The following is a 25,478-nucleotide window of genomic DNA, read 5'->3' on the forward strand; positions in this document are numbered from 1 at the left end:
GATGAGGTGTCAGACGGTGATCAGGCGCAGGGTGATGGTGTAGGGGTGATCGGCATCCTGGCTGCCAGCCGCAAGGCGCAGCACCTCAGACGCTGACACTGCCTCGCCGCCGGCGTGATCGAACACGCAATCGAAGGTCCGGCCATCACCCCACACCAGCACCATCGGGGTGTCAGCAGGGCGCGGCGTGGCGGCCAGCTCGGATAGCGCCAGCACAGTGGATCGCGTCACCCAGGCACCGCCACCGCTGGCCAGCGTGATGGATCTGCCGGCCGCCTGGGCGCTCTCCTCGACCACCAGCGCGCCGGTCAGTGTCGGGGTCTGCACTTGCCCCACCCCATGGCTGACCATCTCATCAGTCCACTGAATATCAGCAGGCAGGGCGATGCCCTCTAGTGTCACCGGCATGGGTGTCTCTCTCGGTTATGGGGTGATGCGGTATCAGCGGGCAGCGGTGCGCGAGGCGCGCGAGAGGGTATCGAGCAAGGCGTCAGCCTCACTCTCGTCTACCCCGTTGAGCGTCACCTGCTGATTGCCGATATTGAGATCCACCGCGACGCGGCGCTGGGCCTGCAGCGAGGTGGTCAGCTGGGTGGTGCGACCTTGGGCGGCCGCATTGTTCTCGCGCTGGGTGACCTCACCGGCCTGCACCTGACGCTGCAGATCCGCCTCAGCCTGCAGCGCCTCCTGGCGTTCCTGCTCGCTCTGGGCCTGGATGTCCGCGAGGCGTAGGTCGTGGGCCTGCTCGGCCAGCCTCAGCGCCTCCTGGGCCTGGCTGATGGTCTGGGCATCGCCCAGGGAGCGGGCCTTGTCCAACGTCTGCTGCAGCTCGAGCTGCTGCTCCTGGTAGCGCAGCGCCTCGACCTGGGTGCTATCACCCTGCAGGCTGGCCAGCTCAGAGCGCAGACTCGCCAGCGTGTCGCTCACGCTGTCAGAGAGCGAATCCACCTGGCTGCGCACTGACTGGATGGCACCCTCGAGGCTCGATAGCGAGGCGTCATCGAGCAGATCGAACTGCCGGCGCAGATCCTCGCTCGACATCCTCAGCAGCTGGGTGGCGCTGACAGCCTGGCCGGAGTCGGCCGCCAGGTTGCGCAGGCCAGCACCTGGGTCGCTGCTGGATACCTTGCCCAACGCCTCGACCAGCTCAGTGGCCGCAAGCTGCTGCTTGCGGAACTCCAGCTCGACTAGCCCGCTATTGGCCGCCACCTTGGCCAGATACTTATTGACGCCCATCGGGTCCGCGCGGGTTTTCCATGCCACAAAGGCATTGCCCACGGATTCCTCGAGATCCGTGATCTTGTCGCGCAGCAGATCCACGGTGCCGGTGACGCCGCTGCTGCCGGTCATGGCTGATTTAAAGGCGGTGCCGGCGCGAGCGCTCAGCGCCTGGGTGGCATTGGCCGCCTTGTTGTAGACGGCCGCCAGACCGCCCCCGATGGCACTGGCTCGCGCCTCCACATTGCTGATGGCTGACTGGGTGGCTGCCTCCTCCTCGGCCTGGGCCTCTCTGCGCGCATTCTGGATGATGCGCAGATTCTTGATCGCCTCGGCCTGGGTGGCAGCCTCCTGGACGCGCTGCTCCTCGAGCGCGCTGGTGGTGTCGTCAATGCTGGCCTTGTACTCGGTCCAGACGCTGCGCAGCGCGCCGGCCCCCGTCACGCCATCCGACACCAGGCCGGTCAACGTATCGCGGATCGCATCAAGCGCCTCTTTGCCCTCGAGCTGCGATAGCGCCTCACCGAACGCGGTGCGCAGCTGCTTGCCGGTCAGATCGCCTTGGCGCGCCAGCGTGTCAAAAGCCTTGATTACATCCGCCTCGGCCTTGCTGATGCCGGTGGTCAGATCCTGCAGCGACAGCCCCAGGGTGTCAGCGGCTGCCTTGCCGGTGGCCTTGAGATGCTTCTCGAGCAGATCCGCCCCAGCGACACCGGACTCGACCAGCTCCTCGAGCAGCGCGCGGAAGGCGGCCAGCCCTTTCTCTGAGCTGATCTCGTCTTGCGCCTTCTCGAAGGCGGCCGCGACTTGCTCGGCACTGACCTGGCCGTTATTGGCGAGCCGGTCGAATGCGTCGATTGCCTCAGCCTCGCCAGCCTCGATGCCGCTGCTCAGCTCCTCCAGCGAGGTGCCCAGATCCTCGGCCGCCTGGGCCGCTGCCTTGCCCTGGGCGCGGGTGGCATCAGCCTGCCGGCGTTGAGTCTCGGCCAATGACAGCATCTTGCCATCGACCACATCGGCACCATCAGCCAGCTTGTCGAGCTGATCAGCGGTGATGCCGGCCGCCTTGGCCTGCTCCTCCACCGCGTCGGTAGAGTTATCAAAGGCGTTGGCCGCTGCCTTGCCGGCCTCCATGGCCTGATCAAAGTAGCGCTTTGCATCAGCGTTGAGATCATAGAGCGTTTGCTCTGCCGCCTTGGCCTTGGCCTGGGCGTTGGCGACCTCCCGATCAGAGGCGATGCCCACCTTATTCAGCAGCTCGAGCGACTTGGCGTTGAGCTGCAGAATGCCAGTGCCCAGCGACGCAACGCCTGCCGTCACGCCGGCGGCGGCCGACTGCACCAGACGAAACGACGCCACCAGGCCATTGCCCATCATTTGGCCAACGTCGATCAGCGATTGCATCGAGTCCGCGATCTGATCGCGGTTATCAATGAAGCTGCGCACCCAGTCGGTGCCGATCTTGATCAGCCCATTGATCGCGGTGGCCAGCTCATCCACTAGCTTGGGGTTGTCTTTCAGGGCGTCATCGAAGGCGTCGGCGGCACCCTCCACCGCCGGCGCGAGCTTGGAAAACAGTTGAGTGGCAATGCCCTGCAGGCGGGTCTGCACCCCGTTGATCGCCTCCTCAGTCTTGATCAGATTGGCGATCTGCTCGGGCGACATGATCAGGCCCATCTCGCTGGCCTGATCACCCAGCTGGCGCAACAATGCCGCGTTGTTTTCCAGCAGCGGCTGCAGCCGCGAGGCGTTGCTCGCCAGTCCCTCGAGGAAATTGATCTGGCTCGCCTGGGGTAGATCCTTCATGGCGTCGGCCAGGCGCAGGAACATCTGATCAGGGGCAAGATTGATCAGATCCTTTGCAGCGATGCCCAGTCCCTCGAGCGCATCCATGGCGTCGCCGCCGCCATTCTCGTATGCGTCCCCGATCTTGTCGGCCACATCCTGGAAGATGTCACCGGCCTCGTCGGCATCCAGCCCCGCGCGCTCGAAGGCGTAGCGGTACTTTTGCAGCGCGACGATACCCACGCCGGTGCGCTTGCTGACGTTATCCAGCTCGCGCGCCAGATCCGCCTGCTCTGAGGTCATGCGCGCCGCGAAGCCCGCGACCAATGCACCACCCGCGACAGCGGCACCGGCGGCCGCCTTGCTCCAATCGTTGAGCGCCTGGCGGGCACGCTGCAGCCCCGTGCTGCCCTCCTCTGCCTGATCGCCTGCCTGGGCGGCTGAGCTGCCCATGCCGTTGAGCGCGTTCTGGGCCTCGCGGGCCTCGCGCGCCAGGCGCAGCTGCTCCTCGGAGAGATTGCCAGTATCAATGCCGGCATCGGTCAGGCTCTGGCCCAGCTGGGCCGCCTGGGCTGCCTGCTGCTGATAGGCATCACCGGCGCGAGCGGCAACGGCACGCGCTTCGTTGAGGCGGTTCTGCTGGGCGATGCTCGCCTGACCACTGGCCTCGATCTCCTGCTCGAGCGCGCGCACCTTGTCGGTGGCCTTGTCCCACTCCTTTTGCGCCTTGCCGGTGGCAGTGGTGGCCTGCTGGAAGGCACGCACCAGGGCGCGCTGATCCTCGAGCTGATCCAGCGTATCTCGCAGCGCGGCAGCCTCTGCCGAGAGGTTGCCGACACTATCGGCGGCCGCATCGGTGCTCGGAGAAATCAGGTTTTTGGCCTTGAGCACCAGCTCAGCGGCGAGATCCGATAGAGCCATAGTTTTCTCCAGACGTAAAAAAACCCGCCGATGGCGGGCTTTATTTATAAATATTAAAACGAATTTTTTAACTTGGGATCTATACTCATCATTATTATTTTTCCTGTATATAGTATAGAGATTATAATTAAAGAGAATGCAACTGAGATGACAGGAGGCTGATCACTCAGATTAAATAGCAAGCACACTACAGATAACAAAATAGTTAATATGGTTGTAAAGACACTATATTTTATAGTCCTATCAAAAGTGAATCTATTAGCATTGTATTTATTACCAAAATAGAATGAGTTAGTAGCCAAATCCTTCTCATTAATTTCTTTCTTTGTATATAAACTTTCTGCTGCATATACTGCTGCAATTAGGGCTATTCCCAAAGTTACATTTACAACATAAAAATTCCCTAAATCATTAATCTTAAGATAATAAAAAGCTTTCAGGATATCACTTTCATGATCCCATCCGATAAAAGCACAAACATCTATAAAAAGACACTTGTCTATTAAAATGTCAGTCAAAACAAAAATTATAATGAATGAAAAAAACCTAGATTTAGGATTATCATCAAAGAACACCACATATCTAGCTATAAGCTTTATAAGCTTTGAGAGATTATTAACAAGTAGAGAGCGTACAATGCGCCAGTTAGTACACCATCGGTCCTGGACTCCAAACAGCCATAGAAATTCCCAGAAAACCCCAGCCCACATCAAAAAAAATACTATAGCAGCCGTATATAAAAAATCGTTCATCCAGACATCCTTGTCCTCTGGCAGGTATATTCCTTTTAGGGGCGAGTATACTCGGCTTACTATTATCTAGCCATGGCCACCTTGAAGTAACGCGACACGCCGGCACCGACCTTGCTGGAATCGACCAGCAGGCTGCCATCGAGTGCCAGCTCGCCAAAGTCGTCACCGATCAGCGCCAGGCCAGTGGTCGGGCTGAACTTGACGCGGTGCGCGGTGACGGTCACAGCGCGGCCGCTCTCGGCTTCGTTCAAGCCATCGAACACCAATTCGTATTCGTCACCGCTACCGGTCATGGCCTCGATCACGTCCGCCTCGGCGCTGGTGTAGTCGATGGCCACCACGGTGCCCTCAGAGATAGCGCCACCCTCGAGCACGTAGACGCCGGCACCAGTGATCTCGTAATCGACATCCTCGATGGCTACATCACCCGCGCCATCGGGGTCGATGGTGACGCTGACGCTCTCAGAACGGTCTGGCGTTTTATTGAGCACCAGCAGCGCGCCAGGGTTTGCAGTGTGGCGCTCAGCTGTCACGGGTGCGCTCTTCACCTCGGAGCGGGTGCCGCGCAGTGCCATCGCCACATTGTCGGGGCGCAGCTCCAGCATGGTGATGCTCGAGCCAACGCTGCTGACGCGCTGGATCTCGTTTGCGTTGCCGCCACCCGCCTGGGTGTAGTCGGGTTGGGTCAGTGTGTCCGTCTCGACAGAGAACTCGAGGGCGGAACAGTTGCCGACTTGCTTGAGGCCGCCACCGCTTGAGCGGTTGCGCAGATACACCATGCCTTTGCCGAGATAGCTATAGGTTTTCGTGGCCATGTTGTGGCTCTCCAAATATGCGGGGTGGTGGGTGTCGTGCAGTGATGCGCGGTCAGGTGTAGTGCTCGACGCACTCCATGGTCACTGGCATGGATGCCAGGGCGTAGCGGGAATCCTCAGCCAGCGCGTACTCGGCCGCGCCCAGGGTCACGCCGTTGTGCTTGAGCACGCGCGTCAGATCATCGCTCTGGTCCATCAGCAGGCACCGGCGCAGATCGGCCAGCCCTGCCTCGATTGCCGTCTCGCCGGCGGTCGCATCGTCCTCACTGCGCGGCAGTGCATCGACCACCAGCACCAGGCGCGCGTCAGTGCTGAGCTTGGCGCGATTTTGCCGCGTGTCGGTGGGGCGCTCGGTATCGGACTGCAGCGCCAAAATCGGCACATGCTGGCGAGCACCCAGCGCCAGAATCCAGAATCCCCGCCAGACGCTCAGGCCGAGATCGGTGTGATAGCCATTGGCGCGCGTGATGCTGGCCAGTCTGGCCTGCAGTGCGCGCATGGCTTGCGTGGTGATCGGCAGCTCAGGCGCTGCCAGTGAGTCGGGCATGGTGACCTCTCAGAGAATGGGTCAGCTCAGGCGATCAAACTGCCTGATGAACTCATCAGCGGCATGCTGCATGGCCTGGGGCGCGACAGTCGCGCGCACGTCAGACCACACCTGGTACACGCTGGGGCCGTGCATCACGCGGTAATCGCTCGGACCATCGCCGGTGCGCTCTGCCGGTGCCCACTGGCCACTCCCAGCAAGTCGCACCCAGAATGCGCCCTCGATCCGCTTGGTGCCGCCGCCAGTCTTCACCCTGACGCCCTTCACGCCTGCCGCCTTGCGACCTGCTGCGATGCCCCGCGCTGGGTCACCCTTGAGGCCGCGCCGGCTGCTGGCCTTAACGGTGCGCATCTTGGCCCCGTAGCGAGTCAGCAGCACCGCGCGAGGATTGGCCGCAATCCGCGTCGAGAGATCCGTCGAGGTGGCGAAGGTGCGCACCTTGAGATTGTCATTCACATAGCCGGCAGAAAGTGCCACCTGCTGGTGTATCGCGGCGCTGCCCAGAGTACGGGCGCGCCGCGCGGCAGAATTGAGCGCGAGCTGCGCCGCCTTGGCCGCCGCCTTGGGTGCCAGGCGGTAGGCGTCAGCGACGCCCTCGAGGTCGCGCAGATCCAGGCTTGTCGCTGCCATTGTCAGTACCTCGAGGCTGTCCAGCGCTGCTCGAATCCGTCATCGCCAATCGGCTCGAGCAGCGTCCAGCGGTCATCGGGTTTGCCGGTGTCGATCAGCGTGCCCCGATCCACCCGCCCCACCTCCTCAGTGAGCACACCGATCTCACACCGCGATTCCAGCACGATGCCAAAATCGTCAGTAATGGTGGCGTCACGGTCGATGATGATGCGGGTGGGGATGGGCGCGCCGCCACGCGGGGTAACGGTGGCGGGCACGCTGAGGCCGCCGACACCGAACAGCAGCCGGTTAGCTGCTGCCTCGATCTCGTCGATGCTCATTGGCTTATGCCGTCTCGACCAAACGGATGCACGCGCCTGGGCGAGTGTTGAGAATGATCGGGTTGGATTGGGCCTCGAGGCTGACACCTTTGCCGTGCGGCAGGCGATCTTGGCTGGAATAGAACGGCAGGCCAATCGTGTTGACAGCCTCGACGTAATCGGCCGGCGCATAGTGCGCGAGGAACATGTCCGGCACGCCCATCGGGATCACGACAGCCTCGCCGGTAGCGACAAAGGGCTGGCCGGCGACATTGCCCACGGCGCGCTCCCAGGTGATGCCACCGAACTCGAAGGCATCGCGGCCATCGCCGCGCAGCTTCTCGCTCTGCTGGTTGAGATACGCCTCGCGCACGTTCGGGTGGCTGATCAGCTTGCGCCAGTAGCTGCGCCCACAGAACGCATGCGCGCCGGTAAACGGCAGCATCTTGAGCGCGTCCTCGATGCCCTCGAGCACGTCCAGCGCCTTGCCCTGCACGCTGGTGCTGTCAGTGTTGAGCGCCATCTTTACGGTCTTTTGCTCGATGCCAAAGGCGCTATAGAGATCCGTCAGCACTGTCTTGCCGTCCGCGTCCAGAATCTTGCCTTTCAGCGCGCCCATGCGCTGCCACTCGAGGGTGGCGTCGATACGGCGCACCATCCGGCCCAGCTTCGTATCGACCACCTGCTGCACGCCCTCGAGCTGGTCCTCGCTGCCGAAGGCGCGCACATTCTGCACCTCATCCGCGAGAACGGTTTCAGTGGTCGCCAGGTGAACAGCATTGAAGGTGACGCCATTCCGCTTGTTGCGCTTGAGCGGGTCAGCCGGCGCGCCACGCTCGCCAGCCGGCACCAGCGCCAGGGCGTCGCCATCCTTCTCGACGGTGGCGGTGGTGGTGGCAATGCCGGTTTCTTCAAAGATGCCCAGCTGGCCCAGGCGAGACGGCACGTAATCGGCTTCATTGATCGAGGCCGTCAGGCTGCCGATAGAGAAGATGTCAGAGGAGAAAATATCAGCGGGCATGTCGCCCTCCTTGAGATGTCGGGAACGGTCGGGGTCGTGCGCTAGAAACGACAACGCCGCCCAGTGGGCGGCGCATCAGACGGTGAAAGTGCGGGTCAGTTATTCGGCGGCGGGATCTTCAACGGCGAGCACGCCCACCGGCAGCTCGACGCCGCGCAGGATGATGCCGGCTTGAGTGAGCGCGGTATTCATCGCGCCCAGCTGGCCATCGTTCATGCCGTCAGCCCAGGTGATCGCGGTGCCATTCACCTCGCAATCGCGCACATGCGCGACGGCCGGCACCGGCCCATCAGTGGCATCTGCCGGTCCATAGAGGATGCCAGCAGCGATCTCGGTGCCATCGCTGGCAGTCGGGTCATGCGCCACGTAGGTGCCATCGGTGGCCATGGCCAGCACGGTGCCGGCCGCCAGTACGCCAGACGCGACCACAATGGCCTCGCGCGAGCGAGAGCCGGCAGCCTCTGAGAGTACGTGCTCGCCGGTACGGGCCGGCTCGGTGTGTTGAATCGGGGTCATGATGCTCTCCAGGTGGTGCGGTTAGGATGCGCTGCGAGCGCGGCGGCGGGCATAGATGCCCTGGGTGTCGATGCCGGCACGCTGGCCACCCTCGGGCGAGTGGCTGGAATGCACGCCGGCGCTCGAGGCAGCGGCCACGTCGAAAACGTATTCGCGGGCGGTGTCGGTCTGCATGTCGCTGGCGACCAGCTTGGCGAGCAGCTGGTGCTGGCCGGTGGTGGTGCAGGTGTCGATGATGGCGACCACGCGCTCGCGCTCAGCCGCGACAGCCTCGCGCTGCAGGGCAGCGGTATCAGCCGCCGGCGCGGTTACCGGCTTGTCACGCCAGGCGAGGATCTGATCGCCCAGCTCAGCGGCGCGGGCCTCGGCCTGGGCCGGCTCGATGTCGAAGGCCAGCGCCAGGGCGTCGGCGGCGCTCATGGCGCTGGGTGCCGGCTGCGCCGGTGCGCGTTGCTGCTCGAGGTGATGCTGGGCAGAGCGGCCGGCAGCGGCCAGGGCGCGGGAGTAATCGCCAATCGAGGCGGCCGCCTTGAGGTCAGTATCCACGGCGTCGATCAGTCCCAGCGCCATGGCGTCCTCGCCGGTCATCCAGGTTTCTGCGCGCATCGCCTCCTGAATCTCGACGCGGCGGGGCTCGCCGGCACGCGCGACGAATAGCTCGAGGATGCCATTGCGGATGGTGTCGAGATCATCCGCGAGCTTGCGCATCTCGGTGGCGTTGCCCATGGCGACGGTCCACGGGTCGTGGATCATCAGCAGCGAGCCGGTGGCCATCTCGCGCCGGTCACCGCCCATGGCGATGGTCGCGGCGATAGAGGCAGCGATGCCCTCCACCCGCGTGGTTACCTGGGCCTTATGGCCGCGCAGATAGTTGGCGATGGCGATGCCATCGGCCACGTCGCCGCCTGGCGAGTTGATATGCACGGTCAGTGCCTCGACATCGCCCAGCGACGCGATGGCGTTGATAAACGCGCTGGCCGTGGTGCCGTCACCGCTCCACCAGTCGATGCCGATCTGGTCATTGATCCACACGTCAGCGTGACGGCCATCGGCGGCCGCCTGTACTTCAAACCATTTCATGATGATTCCTCATTGGTCGGGGTCGGCGTCAGGGTCTGGGTCGTTCGCTTGCGCGGTGCCGTTCTTGGCCACGCGGCGCGGGTCAGAATCGAGCACCAGCCCCTGGTCATCTGCGCTCACGTTGCCGCGCGCGATCTCCTTGTCGAGCTGATCGAGCGACCAGCCGCGCTCTGCTGCCGCCTCGCCGCGAGGCTTGAAGCCGGCGCGCACTTCCATCAGATCGGCGGTGACCTCCTTCACGGGGTCCACCCACTGCCATTTAGGCGCGATCCAGTCGATGGCCAGCAGATCCGCGCGGCGGCGTGCGTAGTCGGGAATGACCAGCGCCCCGCTGCTGACGGCGGTATCGAGCCACTTGGCCGCGATAGGCCGGCACCACTTGTGGATCACCAGGTCGGCCTGCAGCATCTCAGCCCGCCGGCGGAACTCCAGCAGCCCCGCACGGATCGAGGAATAATTGACGCCCTGCAGATCGCCGGTCAGCTGCTCATGCGTCAGGCCGGCACCGCGCGCCACCGCGTGCATCTCGGTGCGCAGCCAGTTGGTGTAGCTGCTGCCAATATCGGGCGGGTCGGAGAATGTCACCTCCTCGCCATCCTCCAGGTAGTGGATGCCGCCAGGCTCGAAGGCATCAATGCCCTCGCCGCCCTCGCCATCCTCGACATGGGTGCCATGGGTGCCAAAGAATGGCCCTTCATCCTCGGGGTCGGCATCGGCCTTGCGCTTGACGAATGCCCCGAACAGCTGCGCCAGTTTCTGGCGCGCGAGGGTGGCATCCTGCATGGCGTCGATTTCATAGAGCCTGACGATCACGCTGGTCAGCTCGGGCACCCCGCGCAGCTGGCCAGGGCGGGTGCGCCGGAACAGGTGCAGCACCTGGTCGGCCGGCACCGGCACCCGCGTATTGATCTGCGCGGTCAGTTTCTCGGCAGGGTGGTAGCGCCAGAGATGGTAGGCGCGGCGCTGGCCGATGCCGTCCATCTCGATGCCCATTTTGATCACGCGGCCGCTGAGGGTGGTGGAGTGGCTGGCGTCCAGGTGGTCGGCCTCGATCACCTGGATCTGCAGCGGCACGCTCAGGCCATCACTGATGCGGCGATAGCGGAAACGCCCCAGCACCTCGCCGGCCTCGAATTGACTGCCAATCGCCAGCGCCTGCAGGCCATAGAAGCTGTCCAGGCCATCGGCGTCGGCCTCGCCTGCCCAGCGGTCCCACAGCGCCTGGATCTCAGGATCTGACCACTGGGGTCTGATGCCGGTGCCCACCAGGTTGGCCACGTAGCTCTCGCGCGCGCCGCTGGCATAGGCGTTATTACGCACTGCATGGCGACTGCGAGACTTGAGCAGCGGCAGCGAGTGAGCAATGGCGGCATTGGGGCCGGTGGTGGTCACGCCCCGCCCTGCCATGCGTCGGCCCTGGCTTGCCCCTTCATAGGCGCTCGCCTTGATCCCCAGCCGCGAGGCGGCACGGCGCATGCCCCGCGAGAGGGTGCTGATCACGCCCATATCACAGCCCCTTTGATGTCGTGGTGTAGCGGGTGCGGGATCTCAGCCGGCGGCCGATATGCGAGGCGCTGGCCACTTGTGCCGCGATGGTGCGCTCCAACTCGCGCAGCTTGTCGATGTCGGCATCTGCATAGCTCAGCGTTTTGCCGTTGGCCGTGCGAAACGATGTCACCCGCTGGCCGGTGGCCAGATCGAGCACCGCCTGGCGAACGCGGGCGAGATCATCAGCGGTATATGCCATGGGGTAGGCTCCAAAGGTTGGCCGGCCACGCCCTATAGGCGCGACTTGACCACCCGCCGGCGCTTGCGCGCGGCCGGTGGCTTGGGTTGAGTGACGGCGGGGGTGGCGTCTGGCGACTGCGAGATCAGCGCGTTGTCATCCCAGGCGGCTGCCCAGGGCGGCGGCGCGTTCCAGTCGATGCGCTCGCCTTTCATCAGGATGAACAGCGCCAGGTTGTACACGCACAGATCAAACGCCTCATTGGGTCGCTTGCCTGGCTTGCGCCATTTGCCGCTCGCGGGGTCGCGGATCTCATACGTCAATTCGTCATACCACCAGCGCCCCAGCCAGCTGGGTGTGTGCAGGTAGCCCGCGCCGGCGTTGTCGCGGTCCATCATCGCGGCAACGGCGTCTTTCAGCAGATCGGTGCCCAGCAAGTAGAGCGGCACGTCGCCGCGCGCAGTGGATTGGCGCGACTTGCGGCCGGTGTTGTCCGGCCACGTCTTGCGCACCCTCGAGCTGCCGCGCGTGCTCGAGCCTTTGACCAGGAAGGCGCGCGACTGCAGGCCATCGCGGCGCAGTCGGCGGTGCCAGTCATATGCCTGGCTTGTTACGCTCTCCTCGCCCTCGCCCTCGCCGCCAGTATCCACCGCGATGGATGCCACCGGCATGCGGCGGCCGCTGCCGTCCTCGAGCTTGTAGCTGCGCAGCAGCACGTCACGGGTCAGCAGATCCCAGTCCTCTGGCTGGGTGGCCGGCGAGATGGGACGCGGCTCCTGGTCATTGTCGGGGCCGCGATCCTCCTTGATGTTGAAACGGTCGATCACCCAGCACTCGCGGTGCGCGCCCCAGCCCTGGATCTGCACGACAAAGCGGCGATCCTTGCCGCCCTGTACATCCACGGCAGCGGTCAGGAAGCGCACGCCCTGGGGTACGGTGCGGCGCTGGTAATCCTCGGAGCGATCAGCCAGCCGCTCGCTCGAGCGTTGCGTGGCTGCGCGCCGGCGCAGATAGGGCCGGCCCCAATCGGTGTTTATCACCGCCTTGAGCGTTTCCTGGCTGTCGGTCTGCTGGTAAGTCTCCTCGGCACGCCTGAGCTTTTCATTCAGCGACGCCCAGGACTGGAAGGCGGCCGCCGGCCCCTCCATCCAGAATGAAGCGATGCGCGAGCGGCGCGGGGTGCCGATCATCTCGCCGGCCTCATTGAGCTGGGCACCCTCGGGCACCCAGCGGCCGGCCAGGTTTAACTGACGCTTGGCAGCGGGGTCGATCTCGGTGCCGCAATGCGGGCAGAACACGCACCCCGCCTGCCGCGAGAAATTGTCCATCACCGGCGGGAACCACTGCCGGCAGTGCGCCTCGGGGCACTGCCAGTACCAGAGCCGCCGGTCGCCGGCGTTGAACAGATCCAGAATGCCGGTGGTGGGCGGTGCCATATGTGGGGCATCGTCGGGTCGCCGCCAGTCGGGATCGGTGATCTCGCGCCCTGGCGAGGATTCGGCCAGCGTCATGCCAGTTGAGCCAAATGTCTGGGTACGCTTGCTGGCGAGCAGGAAGGCGCTACCCTCGCCATCCACGTCATCGGGCAGGCGGTCGAAGTCGGTGATCAGCACAAACTGATAATCGCTCGAGGCAAGGACGTTCTTTGACGGCCATTTGATGCCCAGGTAGTTGCCGGCGCGAAAGGTCTTGTCATGCACGTTATTGTCATGGCCGCGCGGACTCATGCGGCCGACCAGGCGGGGCGAGTTGACCAGCATGCGGTCAATGCGTTTCTTGCTGAACTCGCGGGCCTTCTCCTCACTGATCTGCACGATCAGGCCATCACCTGGATCGCACTCGATCTTGTAGGCGACATATCCATCCACCAGGGCATTCGTCTTGCCGGTACGCGCGGGGCCGACAAAGATCACGGCGTCATAGAGCCGCGATCCCATGCAATCCAGCGGCTCGCGCATATACGGGGTGGTGTCTGCGCTCCAGTCGCGCACGGTGCCATCACCGCTGACCACCTTCATGACCTCGGCCGCTGACTCGCTGGGCTGGATGCGGCGCGGCGGCCGGATCAGCTCGGCCACGTCGCGCCGGATAGAGGCGGCACTGGCGGTGCTAGTCATCGTCAGCCTCTCCATCATCCGCGATTATTGCCTGATACATCTGCTCGCGTAGCGCGTCGGTCACCTGCTCCACTAGCTGGATATTCTCGGGAGCCAGGCCGGCGTCGCGCTCCAGCATGTCGGCCAGCGAATCCAGGCCACTGGCCACCGCCTTGGCCAGTCGGCTCATCTCGCGGTGCGCCTCCTCCACCGGCACCAGCAGGCGCAGCTGCTGCTCGAGCTTCACGCGCTCGGTTTCGGACTGGTACCAGGCTTTGCGATCCTGGGGCGGCAGATCATCGGGGTCATTGCCGGCCGCCCCGATCATGTCGGAATAGAGCGCGGGGCCGACATCCGCCAGGGCGTAGACACTGGCCCCACCACGCTGGCCGGCCGGCACTACGCCAGCGGCGCGCAGCCGCTTGCGCACGGTGTCGCGGTGTAATCCGAAGGCGTCAGCAATGCGCGTGATATTCCAGTGGTACGCCTCTTTTAACGCGCTGATGTCTGCCATGCGCTGGCCACCTCTGCTGATCACGTCACTGCCGAAGCATCGGCACCATCGGCACCTCGAAAGTCAATAGCTATGCGGGATTGCACGCGGTGCTGCTGCCGACGCTAGAAACCCGAAAAAATGCCGAAGTCCGCGAGTCTGCGCCCCCGTGGTTGTCAATCCAAAAGTGGTAAGGACCCACGAATTTTTGGCATTCGATGTATTCGTGAGCCAAATTAGATAAGGCATCACTACACAAGGAGAATTGAAGATGCCTACGAATGTTTGGGTAACTGTCCACCCCAATGGATGGGCAGTGAAGCGCGAGGGCTCTGAGAGAGCTACGCAAACCTTCGGTACACAGGCTGAAGCCATTGCGCACGGACGAGCTCTAGCTAAGAAAGATAAGGTCGAGTTCATTTTGCAGGGGCGTGATGGACAGATACGCGAGCGTGACAGTTACGGTAATGACCCGTATCCGCCGAAAGGCTGAGTAATTCCTACAATCGAGTCAAAGAGTCTTTCTCATACTCGGTACAAAGTTCATTTTTCAATTTCGCGGGTGTGAGAAAGAAACGTAACGGAACGGTGGCCGCCCCCAAAGGTGGTAGAGATTGCACCCCCTCCCCCCTCTCAGGGCCTGCCTCAATCTCCTGATCTGGCCGCCAGTGCCTCGCTTGCCGTCTTGGCTTGGTGGCAGACCTTGCAGATCGCCTCAAGGTTGTCAGCGGCGTCTGTGCCACCCTGAGCCTTACCCACAATGTGATCGACTTCAGTGGCTGGCGTGATGCGATTCAAGCGCTCGCATTGCTGGCAGAGGTAACGATCACGCTTGAGAATCGCGTTTCGCAGCCGCCGCCATGGCCGCCCGCCCCGGCCTTTTCCACCTCGTTTGCTCTTGTTCCAGTTGATGGCGCGGTCAGCGTGCACCTCGCAGTACCCATGAGAGGCTATTGCCTTGCCACCACACATAGGTGCCTTACAGGGACGCGGTGGTTTATTTACCATAGAAATCCAAATATAATAATTACCTGAAGCAACAATATAACGCGTCTTAATGAAATACTAATAAATAGCGCAATATCCATCTATCGCCAACCATACTATACAAAAAGGATAGCAAATGAATTTTGAATATATAGGCGCTGGATTATCAGTTGTATCGATAATTACTGCTTCCTTACCATTCGTAAGAGACTTGACTACCACTTTACAGAAAGATGCCCAAGTTTTTTTGAAAGAGTTCTCAGATTACTCAGATAACATCGCCCCTAATGAGACAAAAACTAAGTGCTTACAAAGAAGTTTCAAGTTTCTTACAAAAGCTAGTATAGATATAAAGAATATCAAAATGATAGTACTTAGCAAAGAATACACAGACATAGTAAAGTACTGTAGGAAAGAGTATCGTCATCTTGAGAATTTATGCTCTAATCCAATTAATAAGAAGACCCTCCTAGACATAAAAAACATAAAGTCTACCAAAACCAAGCAACTATTAGGATCTATACTTTCACTCTGTACTGCAATACTCATATCAGTATTAATGATTACAACTGAAAAGTATAGCCATTACATTTACCTTGACACCAAAACAAAAGAGGCATTATTTGTTGCATCCTTATTCGTCACACAGATGACAATATTAAGGCTAGCCTACAAAAAAGCTACTAGAATGCAGCTAGAGTGCTGTTACATGCTCTGTGTCCTTGAGTGGATTATGAATGAAAATGACAGAAATAAGGAAATTAAAAAGGCAGATAACATTGCAGTAATAAATACATTGATTTCGACAAAATAGTAATTATTTATGGGTCAATTCTTTTATTAACTTTCGGTCTACGTTAACTCGCCTCCGCAAAGACTCATAGTCGGCCAGCAGGCTGAGCAGATCACGGTTGGATGTCACTGGCCGATCAGGGGCAGGCAGTGGATTGAGCAGGTAGCTCGGGACTTCGGGTGTGCACTGCCACTCAGTGGGCATCACCACTGGCTTGCTCTCGAAGGCGCTGCAGCCACTCAGCAGCAGCGTCAGGCACAGGCCGGTCAGCCCAATCCCCAGTCGGCGCATCGTCTCTCTCCATCCGGCGTGCAGCTGCCCGGGCAGCCATGATTGAACGGTCATCCAGAGCGCGGCTGGCTTCGCGTGCCTCCAATGCGACGGACAATCGCTTCATCTGATTGCCGTAGTGTAGCGCCATCATCTCGAGCCCGCGGTTGACCGCCTTCTCGGTGGATAGCTCAGCCTTGAGGTCGTTGGCATGCTGCTCGGCCTTGGTCGCCTCATAGGTCTTCATCGCACCCCAGCCCAGCACCACTGCCATCAGGATGACCTCGATCTTCACGCCTGATATCAGCTTGCGGCCCCATGTCCACGCGGTCGTGATCAGTGCAGCCATCGTCCCAGCACCTTATCGAAGATGGCGTCAGACTTGGCACGCAGCCACTCGACACCGAGGAAAGCGATCGCGGCCCCGATGGCCACGGCCATATCCTGATCCAAGCCACCCCAGTCCAGCAGCGGCTTGAGCGCCAATGTCAGACCACCCACCAGGGTCGCCTCGAGCAATGACTTGTAGAAGCGGCCACCAGCATGCAGGCCGCGTAGCAGCGCAATCACGAACGACAGACCCGCTGCATAGAGGTTGGCTTGATATGGCTGCAGCCACTCCAGCAGCATCTGCCATGTCGATGGATCGCGGTGTGGCATATCGGCGGGCTCGTGGTCGTCATCATGCATATGGCCTCCTGAGTCGGTAGGCCCTGCGTAGTTCGTCGTTATTGTTATGCGATGTGGCCGCCAGCACGCACGTACACGCCCAGCAGCTCATCGGTATCAAGCTCACGCTGCCCGTAACCTGCCCCCGGCAGGCTCGCCCAGATGCGCCGACAGGCGTGGATGGCCTCAGCGATGCGCCCGTCATACACCAGCCCCAATGCCTGGCACTGGCGGATCAACTGCTTGGCAGCCTCATCCTGCGAGGCCGGCGAAAAGTCCGGCAGGTGGAAGCGCTTGGCCAGGTCATCCCACGTCCCTACCAGGAACTGATACCGGCCAGCCGCCGTGCTGTGGATGTTGTACGACTTCAGCCATACCGACTGGCGGGGATGATCATCGAAGCCATCGAAGGTCTTGCCACCCACCAGCACGTCATAGCCCTCGATTGAGCTGAAACGCGGCGTGCCCTCGGCATAGGCAATGGTGTCCAGGAAGGCCGCCAGATTGCTGGCGTCATCAGCTGCCGGATCAACAGGCGCATCGAAGCCCACCAACTCGACCTCATCAAGCCAGTGCGCTGGGGCATGTGCAGGCATGGGAATCACCGGTAAGCAGATACGAAAAAGCCCCGCCGGATGGCAGGGCTTTCGAGACAGCCGTCAACTACCGCGTAATCGTCGGAAGTAACGACCTTGAGAAAGTGCCTCTTTAGCGAGCTCCAACTCCAGTCCTGAAAAATCGAACTCATCCATTACATCAGCCAACTCCATACCAATATCGTCGCATACCACACAAAGCGCTTCTCCGAGCGAGCGCATATCACCACGCTTCGCCTCGTTCACCAAGGTGGGATGAATCAATTCATGCGGCACTATTGCACCCTCTGGTGTGAATAACGCCGTCAGGATATAGCTTGGCAGTGTTGGACTCACAAACGATGCCCAACGAAAAAGCCCCGCCAGGTGGCAGGGCCTTGAGATGAGTGGTGATCCAGAGACGCAAGAATCACACAATAGCTGGATCGTACCCTCAAACCCTCGCTTTTGCAACATATGGTAGTCAGGCAGCCATTTCGGCTTGAGAAAGCACCATATGCAGTAGCGACTCACGACCACGAGATGCCGCACATTGCATCGACTTGGCCGACTTGAACGGCGCCACCTTCACCGCCCCGGGCACCCACCCCAGCCGCGCCAGAATCGCCACCTGCGCCGCCACGGCCTGTGATTGGGTCATCATGCGCGGCGACTGGCAATGCTGCACCGGCGGAATGGCATAGGCCGCCAGCAGTACCGCCATGCGATGGCGATCGCTCAAACGTGACAGCAACGCCGCCGCCATCGTCCGCCACTGGCTTTCCTGCTGATAGCGCTCTGCCGCCTTGCCGACGTGATCCACCAGGCCCGTGCATTCGCCACGCCCTTCCCCCATGCCGCCCACCGATGACACCTGATGCCATCCGGCATTCTGATGGCGCAGCCCGGTGCGATACTCGATCTCTTCCTCGAGCAGCTCATCCAGAGCATGCGCCAACGCCTGCTGACGCCTCACGCCCTCCGGCAGCTTCTCGATCAGGCGGAAAGTTTCCGCCAGCCCCATATCCTCGATCCGCTGCATGTCCTGCCCTCCTGCTTCAGGTTGCTACGTGAGCACTATGCCGTTGCCTTGCGCCACTCACTGCCATGCGGCATCACCTCCGGCTCACCGGCCACCACTGTCTCGGGCCAACTCGCATAGGCCACCAGCACCGCCTTGGCCTCATCCACGCCTTTGGCCAGCACCGCCAGATAGCCATTGCCCTCCATCTTCTCAAGCCATTCGCGCTGAGACTTCGCCAGGGCGGCATCATGTGGCGGGGCTGCTTTGAACTCGATGTAGAGCCCGTGATACCCACCGCGGGCCGTGGCCACCACCAGGTCACTCACCCCAGCCCGCACGCCCTGCATCTTGAGGTCTGCCGCCGTCTTCTTGTTGCGCTGGCCGCCATTGGGGACGTGATAGGTGACATCCTCGAGCAGCACCCCCACCTGCTTTCCGCGTCGCTGCTCGCCTTTGAGCCAACGGATCAGCACCTTTTGCTCGTTGCCCTCGCGGTCGATGCGTGGCGCCGACTTGCGGGCTTGGCCGGCGGTACGGCTCGGCGACTTGCGGGCCGTCACCTCGGCGGAAGGATGTGTTGCCCAGCTCATGACGATGCCCTCACCTGATTGGATTGCCAGCGGCGATAATTGGTGATGATCCGACGCAGCATGTGCCCCGCCCTCGGCTCGTGGTCGATCTCAGCCCGACTCTTCACCCCACAGGCCGTGCGAATGAAGTCCACCGCGTCTTCCTCCTTGTGCGTACCATCCGGCATCACATTGGTATCGATGCCATGCCGGGCGCGGCGAGCCTGATCCAGATAGCGATGGAATCCCTCGGCCTGGCACAACATCGCGGCCTTGCGGGCCAGTGGGCCGCCAGCGGGCTTGGGTGCGGTCTCTGTCACGCTTGCCCCCTCAGTCGCTCACCATTGGCATTGAATCGGGGAGCGCCCAGGGCAATGCAGCGCTTGCACGTCCCCAGGCAACCCGCCAGCTGATGGACGGTCACGCGCCTACCGCAGGCAAAGCAGCGGCGCAGGGCGGAACGGTTCGGCCGCCTGAAGCTACCAGCGGGGCGATAGCTCACTGCAGAGCCTCCAGCATGTCTGACTGAGACTTGCCCCGAGCAAGATGCAGCAAGCGATACTCATGGGCCGCACTCCCCCCACGGCGGCGACTCTCCACTCTTACCCCATGATGGCGACGCAGATCTCGCAGGCGGGCGCTGATAGCTGCCTCACTATCCAACCGATCGAAGCGCTTGCGGATCTCGGCGGCCAGCTCATGCAGCATCAGCCATGAGCGCGATTCGCTAAGCGCCAGATAAGTTCGCCCCAGCTGACTTGCGGGGTTATCCAGCGCCGCACGTCGTGGCCGTGGGGTTCTGCCAATGTTGGCACCGGTAGTGGTTGTGAGTGCTTGATGTTCATGGTTATCCATTCGCTAACCCTCCCCGCATCATCTTCAGTGCCTGGGCAGGTGTAATGCCTGCCAGTTCACCCGCTGCCTTACGGGCCTTCTCCTCCCCCGCCATGGCGGCACGTTCTGCCGGTGACAGCTGGCCGTCATGTCCAATCGCCGCTTGCGGCTTGAGGTCATCACCCCGGGCGTATTGCTCCACCACCTGCTGGTAGTACACGCGGAAGGCACGTTCATGCTTGTCCATTCGCTGGTAGGTGGCCGAGGCCATGCCATTAAGGTCCATGTGCTCGCCCGCGGCGGCGATGGCCTCATGCGGGTACGGCTTGCCGGTGAAGGCGTGGTCCTGCAATGCCTGCCAGGCGGTATCGAAATCCGGCAGGCCCAGCCCCTCGGGTGTCATCTGGCATAGCTCGGCGAACTGCATGGCGCTGTCAGGCGGGAAGGCGTTACCACGCTGTTGGAGTGACTTGGCCGTGCGGGCCTTCTCGGCCTGCAAGCCACAGCGCAAGTGCTGGGCGCTCAGGTGGCTCAGGGCCGCCAGCCACTCGCCTTCCACGTCACAGCTCACCCACTGGCCATTCTCTTCAGTGCCCCAGCCCATCTCACGGCAGCGGCGGTGCCAATGGGCGCCATGCAACTGGGCCAAACGATCGAACAGCGCATCCACCGCCTTCTGACTCACCCGTGGCAGGTCATCACAACCACTCGCCATCGATGACGTCACCGGACGGCGGCTGGCCTTCGGCTTGTTCACGGCGGCGGCGCTCAATGAGTGCACGCCCTTCAGCGGCTGAGAGTTTCGAGTTACGGATTGGACCAGTTGAGCGACGGCTTCCATGGGTGCCTCCAGCGTTGCGTGCATTGTTGTTCGATGAAGTGTTGGCGTTCTGGCTCATGCGGGCCTGACGGGCCGCTTCTCGCTTGCGGTTCTCACTCACCCAGCTCGCGAACTTGGCGCACCAGGCATGATGCGAATGCCTCCGTCCGGGCTGATCCGCGAAGTGCGCGGTGAAGTCCGCCAGCTCGCCCTGATGCCATGTCAGCGATGGATCACCACGACGCACCGTCTCCGCCTGCCAGTGAGTGGCATTCGGCTGCCAGTCCAACGTCATCGGCACCTGACGCGCGCCAGCAATCACTTGCGGCTGGCCGTTGTCAGCCTGCTGGGCAGCTCGTTCGAAGATGCTCGGCTCGCCCGCGCTAGAGAGAGAGGGGTTAGGATCATTGGTACCCTGATTCGTCGGAGATTTTTCCGACCCTGGCACGGATATTTTTCCGTCCCCGCTCGGAGATTTTTCCAAGGTCGGATTTTTTTCCGACCCTTGAGAATCAGGCGCCGAGGGACGGATCGGAGATTTTTCCGACCCTGTCGAGCGTCCCCAGGTCACACCCTTCTCGGTTAGGCGCATGTACGTCCGGTTGTCGCAACTGGTCATCACGATCAGGTCGAGCTTGGCCAGCTGCTTCATGAGACGGTAGGCGGTGTCGTGCTTATCAGTCAGCAGCGGAAGCTCTTCGCAGATCTTCCCCTTGCCGATGTTGAAGTAGGTGTGGCCATCGATATGACGCGCATCTGCCCAGGTCGGCACCTGATGCAGAAACGCAAACAGCACCGCCTGCTGAGCATTGAGCCCCCACTCGACGGCCTTGACTTGGTTGATAGCAACGAGGTACTGCATCAGCGATATCTCCGCATCGTGCATTGACGACTCGTTTGTAATCGGGTGTAAGCTAAGGCGGTCACAACACGCGAGAAACTAAGGAGCGGGACATGGATAACGCGAAGCACGAAGCGGCGCAGCAGGATGAAATTGAGCGCGAACGTCGAGCGGTTAAGCTTTTCAATGACTTCATCGATGAGAACGCCGACGACCTCAAGCTGATCGCGCATTGGGGCGACGGGCATTGCGGTTACATGCTTCACATTCTTCAGGAGAAGCTCAGCCGGAAGCCGTAGGGATATTCGTGCCGTGATACTCATGCCGATACCTCATCGCCCTTGGCGGCCAAACCCAGTGACAGGCGCTCTAAACGTCCTGCCTCGCTCATGTGGTGGTCGATCGATAGAGTGCGGCGGGCATCTGCCTGCGCCGTCTCACCCTGTCCCTTGCCGCATTCCAGCAGGACCACCACGGCCAGGTGGTGCTGCATGCTCATGCGCAGGTCAATCACGCCACCCACTCGCTCACGCTTCTCGATCATCACCGCCAGCCGATAGGTCTCGGCCTTGAGGGATTCACAGCTCCAACCGCGATAGCTGGTCAACATCTGCTTGGCTTCACTCGTCTTGATCGTCATGCCATACTCCCTTGGCATAGTGAGATGCTTCCCCCGGATTGGTTTGGACGCCTTCGGGGGATTTTCGTATCTGGTGCCCGGTTATCGGCTCACCACCTTCAGCGGCTTGCGCATCGCTTGCAGCTGTCCCATCAGGGTGCTCATCTGCTGCTCAATGGCCTTGTGCTGCGCCTCAAGCTGCGCCGCCTCTTCCTCGTCTACCTCCCCATCTGCAATCGCTGCCTGAATCAGCGCCGCCATCGCGCCTTGGCCCTGCTGTGCATTCAGTACCGATGCGAACACGTCTCCACGGCTCACCTCGCCCTGCTCGTAACGCGGTATCGCCACCATCCCCAGGTGATCGAGAAACGGGGCGATCAGACGCAGCTGGTGCTCGCGGTCCACGTTCCAGAAGATCCCCACCACATCGATCAGACGCATCGGCATGGGGTCGTCCTCGGCCACCCGGCGGTAAAGCGACTTCACCGACATACCGATATCGCTTGCCAGCACCTTGGGGCAGCACTCGAAAACCACGTCATGTAGCGCATCCAGATAGGTATCCATGTCACGTTCGGGGGCTGTATGGCTGTCCATGGTGAATCTCTCCGTGTTCGTTCCGTTTAAGCCGATATAGGCGGCGAGCTATGATGTAAATGTCAGGCGATATGCTTGTTGGGCATGAAGCGATTCCGGATTTCCGAAGCCTCAAACACAGAAGGTGAAAGTCCCGCGATGGCCTCTGCATGACTGGTTTCGCCGGTGTATTCCGTTCTTGGCAGGCATCCCCTCTCGATCCACTTGTAGACGGCACGGATTGAAACGCCACAAGCCTTGGAAACCGCCCCCACACCTCCTGCCTGCTCGACCAGTTCGCGCAAGGAGTTCATTTGTTTACCTTTAGACATGTACCAAAAGTACATAATAGACATGTACTGAAAGTCAAAGCAAGTCCAATCATCATTGGACCCATGGTTCATACACTATCTGAACGGGATGAGTTCGCCTCCCGCCTAAAGAAAGCACTTGCCGAGCAGGGCATCCCTGATCGTGGTCAGGGCGTACATCTAAAAAATCTCACAGGCGTCACCCCTAAGGCCGCCAGCAAATGGCTCAATGCTGAGTCAATGCCGGGACAGTCCAAGTTAGTGCTGATCGCCAAAGGACTAAACGTGCGTGCGGAATGGCTGAGGTTCGGGACCGGGCCGATGAGAGAAAACAACAAGAATGAGCTGGTCTTTCATGAAGCCGAGTTTGTGGATGGAGACGCCCCGCTCCGGGAGGATGAAGTTGAAATCCCCTACTTTCGGGAAGTTGAGATGGCCGCGGGAGATGGCCGCACCCAGGTGATCGAAAATCACGGAGCGTATATGCGCTTCAGCCTGCTACGCCTGGCCCGTGCCGGGGTAGATCCCAAGCAAGCTGCCTGCGCCACTGTCACAGGCGATTCAATGGAGCCAGCCATTTTCGACGGCTCCCCAATCGGTATCGACAAGAGTTGCCGTCATATCATCGACGGCAAGATCTACGCACTGGATCACGGGGGCATGCTGCGCGTGAAGCGACTCTATCGCCTGCCCTTGAACCGTATGCGCGTGGTCAGCGATAACCACATCGAGTATCCGGAAGAGGTCTACACTCTAGGGGACCCCGACGCCCCAAAAATTATCGGCCGTGTCTTCTGGTGGGAAGTGTTTGCCTGACGAAATCCTCTCGCGCACACCTAACCAGAGAGAGGTTCAAGAGGTAGATTCATGGTGCGACATTGGTGTCAGGGTCCCCCTGACATTTTGACATGGGGCACACTGAACAAAGCTGAAAGCTGCAATATAGTATTGATAGATAATAAAAACCCAACCAATTTGCATATAAATTTTAACCGTAAATTATTTACACTCAGGGACGACTATGATTAGCAAGGACAGAGCCGCATCTTTCTACAGCATGAAATTTAAGGCCGCAGTCACATCTCATACAAAAGCAGGGGAAACTCACCCTAAAGTTCCAGCCCCTTTTATTAAAAAGGCAATAACCATAATAGAAAAAGCAGCCCACAAAGACTACAAGCTAACAAAAAACTCCGAAGTATTTATAATAAAAGATATATGTATAAAGCCAAAATACATTCTAATGCTAGTCAGCTTCACTAGCGATAGCTACTCTGACCCTGCCTATCTGGACACTAGCAATAATAATAGAAATGAGATAAAGAAAAAGATAAGCGAGAAAATGGAATTTTCTTGCCACATTATGATCGCTAAGAAAATGGATAACGACAGCTGCAACATGCTTGTTGAGAAAGTCCCTGGATTCACTAAAGCTAAAATAAAGCTCTTTATCAACAGCATCCTTAGGAATTACAAACAGAATAAAGCCAATAGAAGTGAATTTGAATTCAACCATCCTGATGGATCATTAACAAAAAACAACAAACCGAGAAAATGTAGAATATCCTTAAGTGTAGATATTAATGGCTGCCCATCTGATCGGTTAATCAACGATTTAGAAAATGGAACTATTAAGGGATTAAAGCTGACCCATAGCACCAAGGAAACCCCTTGGGATAGCGATGGATATTTCGAGGAAAAAAACTCTTCAGTAAGTTTCAGAGTGAGCGCCCCGTCAGGTAGTCGTGTTCAAGCTATTAGAAATTTTGTGTCACAGACTCTGCCCAAGCGTGGCGACTTCAATTCTGCTAGGATACAATTTACTCCACCAGGTCAAACCACAGGTACTGAAAGTGCGTCACTAGACATCGATGCACAAGACCCTTTCAGTTGTGAATACTTCAACAAAACGATTAGTCTAAATTATTCTGCTCAACATACCTCCTATAGCGGCTTCATCAGTGAAATTATTGAAAGTATGGAAAAACACTTGAGGGTTGTATGATGATACTAAAAGTACTCACAAGACCTTTAGCTTACTTAAAAATATCACATCCACAAAAATGGATTGTTGATTGGCTACTTCCTATTCTTATAGCGATACTAATTACCGCCATAGTCATCACCGGAGATCAAAATTCAAAAGAGACGCTATTAATATCATTCTTAGAGGATTCACTGGCTCCAGTAGTAAGTATTCTACCAGGGTTCTATATTGCAGCACTTTCTGCCGTTGTAGTTTTTAATAGAAATGATATTGACTTGCATATGCCAGAACCTACTCCAAAAATTAAAACATCAGCAGGTTCTGTACTGCTTTTAACCAGAAGAAGATTTTTAGCTTTTACATTATCCTTTCTTACGGCCCAGTCTTTAATCACGCTGGTAGCTATAAGCCTATATCCGTCGGCAATATCGATTATCGAGACATTGCAAATCCCCAACTTAGTAAAATCACTCTCTCATATTTACTTCTTGCTAATTGTGTGTATGTTCTCTCAAATTATAGTCGTAACTTTTTTGTGCCTGTATTATCTAGGCGAAAGGTTATTACAGCCAGATCCCTAGCTAGCCTTTGAAGTGTTCGGCTTCGATCACACCGAACGAAACAACAAAAATACGCAGGCCACCGGAACTGAAAGGCTCTGCGGCGAGAATGCCAGCGGCTAACTTTTTCGCTCTCAGCCAGAT

General features: G+C 59.6%; 34 protein-coding genes. 6 read left to right on the plus strand and 28 right to left on the minus strand.

What is annotated here, in order from left to right; all coding sequences use genetic code 11:
- Positions 1–9: 9 nt before the first annotated feature.
- The 14 genes from HXS65_RS04875 to HXS65_RS04940 all read right to left on the minus strand — a co-directional run bounded on the left by HXS65_RS04875 (position 10) and on the right by HXS65_RS04940 (position 13,920).
- Complete coding sequence (locus HXS65_RS04875) at positions 10–408, minus strand: hypothetical protein (protein ID WP_176493345.1); 399 nt, start codon at positions 406–408, stop codon at positions 10–12.
- Positions 409–441: 33 nt separating this feature from the next.
- Positions 442–3,924 (minus strand): hypothetical protein, encoded by a 3,483-nt coding sequence (locus HXS65_RS04880; RefSeq protein WP_176493346.1) that lies wholly within the window; start codon positions 3,922–3,924, stop codon positions 442–444.
- Between the two features lie 53 nt (positions 3,925–3,977).
- Entirely contained in the window at positions 3,978–4,676 is a 699-nt protein-coding gene (locus tag HXS65_RS04885) for a hypothetical protein (protein WP_176493347.1), read from the minus strand.
- Positions 4,677–4,738: 62 nt separating this feature from the next.
- Complete coding sequence (locus HXS65_RS04890) at positions 4,739–5,491, minus strand: hypothetical protein (protein ID WP_176493348.1); 753 nt, start codon at positions 5,489–5,491, stop codon at positions 4,739–4,741.
- 52 nt (positions 5,492–5,543) lie between these two features.
- The gene (locus tag HXS65_RS04895; RefSeq protein ID WP_176493349.1) at positions 5,544–6,038 is read right to left on the minus strand and encodes a hypothetical protein; all 495 of its coding nucleotides are present in this window, start codon (positions 6,036–6,038) and stop codon (positions 5,544–5,546) included.
- Positions 6,039–6,059: 21 nt separating this feature from the next.
- A complete protein-coding gene (locus HXS65_RS04900; RefSeq protein ID WP_176493350.1) occupies positions 6,060–6,668 on the minus strand; it encodes a phage tail protein in 609 nt (202 codons plus the stop codon).
- 2 nt (positions 6,669–6,670) lie between these two features.
- Positions 6,671–6,988: a hypothetical protein gene (locus HXS65_RS04905; RefSeq protein ID WP_176493351.1), complete on the minus strand. Its 318-nt coding sequence runs from the start codon at positions 6,986–6,988 to the stop codon at positions 6,671–6,673.
- Positions 6,989–6,992: 4 nt separating this feature from the next.
- Positions 6,993–7,988 carry a major capsid protein gene (locus HXS65_RS04910; RefSeq protein ID WP_176493352.1) on the minus strand — a complete coding sequence of 332 codons (996 nt, stop codon included), beginning with the start codon at positions 7,986–7,988 and terminating at the stop codon, positions 6,993–6,995.
- A 99-nt stretch (positions 7,989–8,087) separates the two neighbouring features.
- Positions 8,088–8,504 (minus strand): head decoration protein, encoded by a 417-nt coding sequence (locus HXS65_RS04915; RefSeq protein ID WP_176493353.1) that lies wholly within the window; start codon positions 8,502–8,504, stop codon positions 8,088–8,090.
- Positions 8,505–8,525: 21 nt separating this feature from the next.
- Positions 8,526–9,584 carry a head maturation protease, ClpP-related gene (locus tag HXS65_RS04920; protein WP_176493354.1) on the minus strand — a complete coding sequence of 353 codons (1,059 nt, stop codon included), beginning with the start codon at positions 9,582–9,584 and terminating at the stop codon, positions 8,526–8,528.
- A gap of 9 nt (positions 9,585–9,593) precedes the next feature.
- Positions 9,594–11,090: a phage portal protein gene (locus HXS65_RS04925; protein ID WP_176493355.1), complete on the minus strand. Its 1,497-nt coding sequence runs from the start codon at positions 11,088–11,090 to the stop codon at positions 9,594–9,596.
- Between the two features lies 1 nt (position 11,091).
- Positions 11,092–11,331 (minus strand): head-tail joining protein, encoded by a 240-nt coding sequence (locus HXS65_RS04930; RefSeq protein ID WP_043336586.1) that lies wholly within the window; start codon positions 11,329–11,331, stop codon positions 11,092–11,094.
- A gap of 32 nt (positions 11,332–11,363) precedes the next feature.
- Positions 11,364–13,427 carry a phage terminase large subunit family protein gene (locus HXS65_RS04935; protein ID WP_176493356.1) on the minus strand — a complete coding sequence of 688 codons (2,064 nt, stop codon included), beginning with the start codon at positions 13,425–13,427 and terminating at the stop codon, positions 11,364–11,366.
- The gene (locus HXS65_RS04940; RefSeq protein ID WP_176493357.1) at positions 13,420–13,920 is read right to left on the minus strand and encodes a DUF1441 family protein; all 501 of its coding nucleotides are present in this window, start codon (positions 13,918–13,920) and stop codon (positions 13,420–13,422) included. Before HXS65_RS04940 ends, HXS65_RS04935 begins: the two co-directional genes overlap by 8 nt.
- A gap of 250 nt (positions 13,921–14,170) precedes the next feature.
- On the opposite strand from HXS65_RS04940, the gene HXS65_RS04945 reads away from it, so the two are divergent.
- Positions 14,171–14,392 (plus strand): DUF2188 domain-containing protein, encoded by a 222-nt coding sequence (locus HXS65_RS04945; RefSeq protein ID WP_176493358.1) that lies wholly within the window; start codon positions 14,171–14,173, stop codon positions 14,390–14,392.
- A gap of 152 nt (positions 14,393–14,544) precedes the next feature.
- Here HXS65_RS04945 and HXS65_RS17680 read toward each other — a convergent pair whose 3' ends face one another.
- Positions 14,545–14,907: an HNH endonuclease signature motif containing protein gene (locus HXS65_RS17680; RefSeq protein ID WP_176493359.1), complete on the minus strand. Its 363-nt coding sequence runs from the start codon at positions 14,905–14,907 to the stop codon at positions 14,545–14,547.
- A gap of 115 nt (positions 14,908–15,022) precedes the next feature.
- Between HXS65_RS17680 and HXS65_RS04955 the strand changes: the two genes are divergently transcribed.
- Positions 15,023–15,700: a hypothetical protein gene (locus HXS65_RS04955; RefSeq protein WP_176493360.1), complete on the plus strand. Its 678-nt coding sequence runs from the start codon at positions 15,023–15,025 to the stop codon at positions 15,698–15,700.
- 172 nt (positions 15,701–15,872) lie between these two features.
- Here HXS65_RS04955 and HXS65_RS04960 read toward each other — a convergent pair whose 3' ends face one another.
- The 10 genes from HXS65_RS04960 to HXS65_RS05005 form a co-directional block, all read right to left on the minus strand.
- The gene (locus HXS65_RS04960) at positions 15,873–16,298 is read right to left on the minus strand and encodes a hypothetical protein (RefSeq protein WP_176493361.1); all 426 of its coding nucleotides are present in this window, start codon (positions 16,296–16,298) and stop codon (positions 15,873–15,875) included.
- Positions 16,286–16,639, minus strand: coding sequence for a phage holin, lambda family (locus HXS65_RS04965; RefSeq protein ID WP_131431534.1), 354 nt, complete (start codon positions 16,637–16,639; stop codon positions 16,286–16,288). The genes HXS65_RS04960 and HXS65_RS04965 overlap by 13 nt, the downstream gene beginning before the upstream one ends.
- Before the next feature lie 44 nt (positions 16,640–16,683).
- A complete protein-coding gene (locus HXS65_RS04970) occupies positions 16,684–17,214 on the minus strand; it encodes a glycoside hydrolase family protein (protein WP_176493362.1) in 531 nt (176 codons plus the stop codon).
- A gap of 63 nt (positions 17,215–17,277) precedes the next feature.
- Positions 17,278–17,550 carry a hypothetical protein gene (locus HXS65_RS04975; RefSeq protein WP_176493363.1) on the minus strand — a complete coding sequence of 91 codons (273 nt, stop codon included), beginning with the start codon at positions 17,548–17,550 and terminating at the stop codon, positions 17,278–17,280.
- A 127-nt stretch (positions 17,551–17,677) separates the two neighbouring features.
- Positions 17,678–18,235, minus strand: coding sequence for a hypothetical protein (locus HXS65_RS04980; protein WP_176493364.1), 558 nt, complete (start codon positions 18,233–18,235; stop codon positions 17,678–17,680).
- Between the two features lie 35 nt (positions 18,236–18,270).
- Positions 18,271–18,807: a VRR-NUC domain-containing protein gene (locus HXS65_RS04985; protein WP_176493365.1), complete on the minus strand. Its 537-nt coding sequence runs from the start codon at positions 18,805–18,807 to the stop codon at positions 18,271–18,273.
- Positions 18,804–19,106 carry a hypothetical protein gene (locus HXS65_RS04990; RefSeq protein ID WP_255304427.1) on the minus strand — a complete coding sequence of 101 codons (303 nt, stop codon included), beginning with the start codon at positions 19,104–19,106 and terminating at the stop codon, positions 18,804–18,806. Before HXS65_RS04990 ends, HXS65_RS04985 begins: the two co-directional genes overlap by 4 nt.
- A gap of 178 nt (positions 19,107–19,284) precedes the next feature.
- Positions 19,285–19,641 (minus strand): hypothetical protein, encoded by a 357-nt coding sequence (locus HXS65_RS04995; protein ID WP_176493366.1) that lies wholly within the window; start codon positions 19,639–19,641, stop codon positions 19,285–19,287.
- Positions 19,634–20,377, minus strand: a complete 744-nt coding sequence (locus HXS65_RS05000) for a replication protein P (RefSeq protein WP_176493367.1) — start codon at positions 20,375–20,377, stop codon at positions 19,634–19,636. Before HXS65_RS05000 ends, HXS65_RS04995 begins: the two co-directional genes overlap by 8 nt.
- Entirely contained in the window at positions 20,319–21,326 is a 1,008-nt protein-coding gene (locus tag HXS65_RS05005) for a DnaT-like ssDNA-binding domain-containing protein (protein ID WP_176493368.1), read from the minus strand. Before HXS65_RS05005 ends, HXS65_RS05000 begins: the two co-directional genes overlap by 59 nt.
- A 68-nt stretch (positions 21,327–21,394) precedes the next feature.
- Between HXS65_RS05005 and HXS65_RS05010 the strand changes: the two genes are divergently transcribed.
- The gene (locus HXS65_RS05010) at positions 21,395–21,580 is read left to right on the plus strand and encodes a hypothetical protein (protein WP_176493369.1); all 186 of its coding nucleotides are present in this window, start codon (positions 21,395–21,397) and stop codon (positions 21,578–21,580) included.
- 20 nt (positions 21,581–21,600) lie between these two features.
- On the opposite strand, the gene HXS65_RS05015 is transcribed toward HXS65_RS05010, so the two are convergent.
- The 3 genes from HXS65_RS05015 to HXS65_RS05025 all read right to left on the minus strand — a co-directional run bounded on the left by HXS65_RS05015 (position 21,601) and on the right by HXS65_RS05025 (position 22,790).
- The gene (locus HXS65_RS05015) at positions 21,601–21,921 is read right to left on the minus strand and encodes a hypothetical protein (protein ID WP_176493370.1); all 321 of its coding nucleotides are present in this window, start codon (positions 21,919–21,921) and stop codon (positions 21,601–21,603) included.
- An 81-nt stretch (positions 21,922–22,002) separates the two neighbouring features.
- Positions 22,003–22,497, minus strand: coding sequence for a phage regulatory CII family protein (locus tag HXS65_RS05020; RefSeq protein ID WP_176493371.1), 495 nt, complete (start codon positions 22,495–22,497; stop codon positions 22,003–22,005).
- Positions 22,498–22,559: 62 nt separating this feature from the next.
- The gene (locus HXS65_RS05025; protein ID WP_176493372.1) at positions 22,560–22,790 is read right to left on the minus strand and encodes a DNA-binding protein; all 231 of its coding nucleotides are present in this window, start codon (positions 22,788–22,790) and stop codon (positions 22,560–22,562) included.
- Between the two features lie 81 nt (positions 22,791–22,871).
- On the opposite strand from HXS65_RS05025, the gene HXS65_RS05030 reads away from it, so the two are divergent.
- From HXS65_RS05030 to HXS65_RS05040, 3 genes are all read left to right on the plus strand, one after another.
- Entirely contained in the window at positions 22,872–23,603 is a 732-nt protein-coding gene (locus HXS65_RS05030; RefSeq protein WP_176493373.1) for a S24 family peptidase, read from the plus strand.
- Positions 23,604–23,808: 205 nt separating this feature from the next.
- Positions 23,809–24,792 carry a hypothetical protein gene (locus HXS65_RS05035; RefSeq protein ID WP_176493374.1) on the plus strand — a complete coding sequence of 328 codons (984 nt, stop codon included), beginning with the start codon at positions 23,809–23,811 and terminating at the stop codon, positions 24,790–24,792.
- Complete coding sequence (locus HXS65_RS05040; RefSeq protein WP_176493375.1) at positions 24,789–25,355, plus strand: hypothetical protein; 567 nt, start codon at positions 24,789–24,791, stop codon at positions 25,353–25,355. The genes HXS65_RS05035 and HXS65_RS05040 overlap by 4 nt, the downstream gene beginning before the upstream one ends.
- The last annotated feature ends 123 nt before the right edge of the window (positions 25,356–25,478 follow it).

The organism is Cobetia sp. 5-25-4-2 (genome assembly GCF_013374075.1).
GTDB lineage: Bacteria > Pseudomonadota > Gammaproteobacteria > Pseudomonadales > Halomonadaceae > Cobetia > Cobetia marina.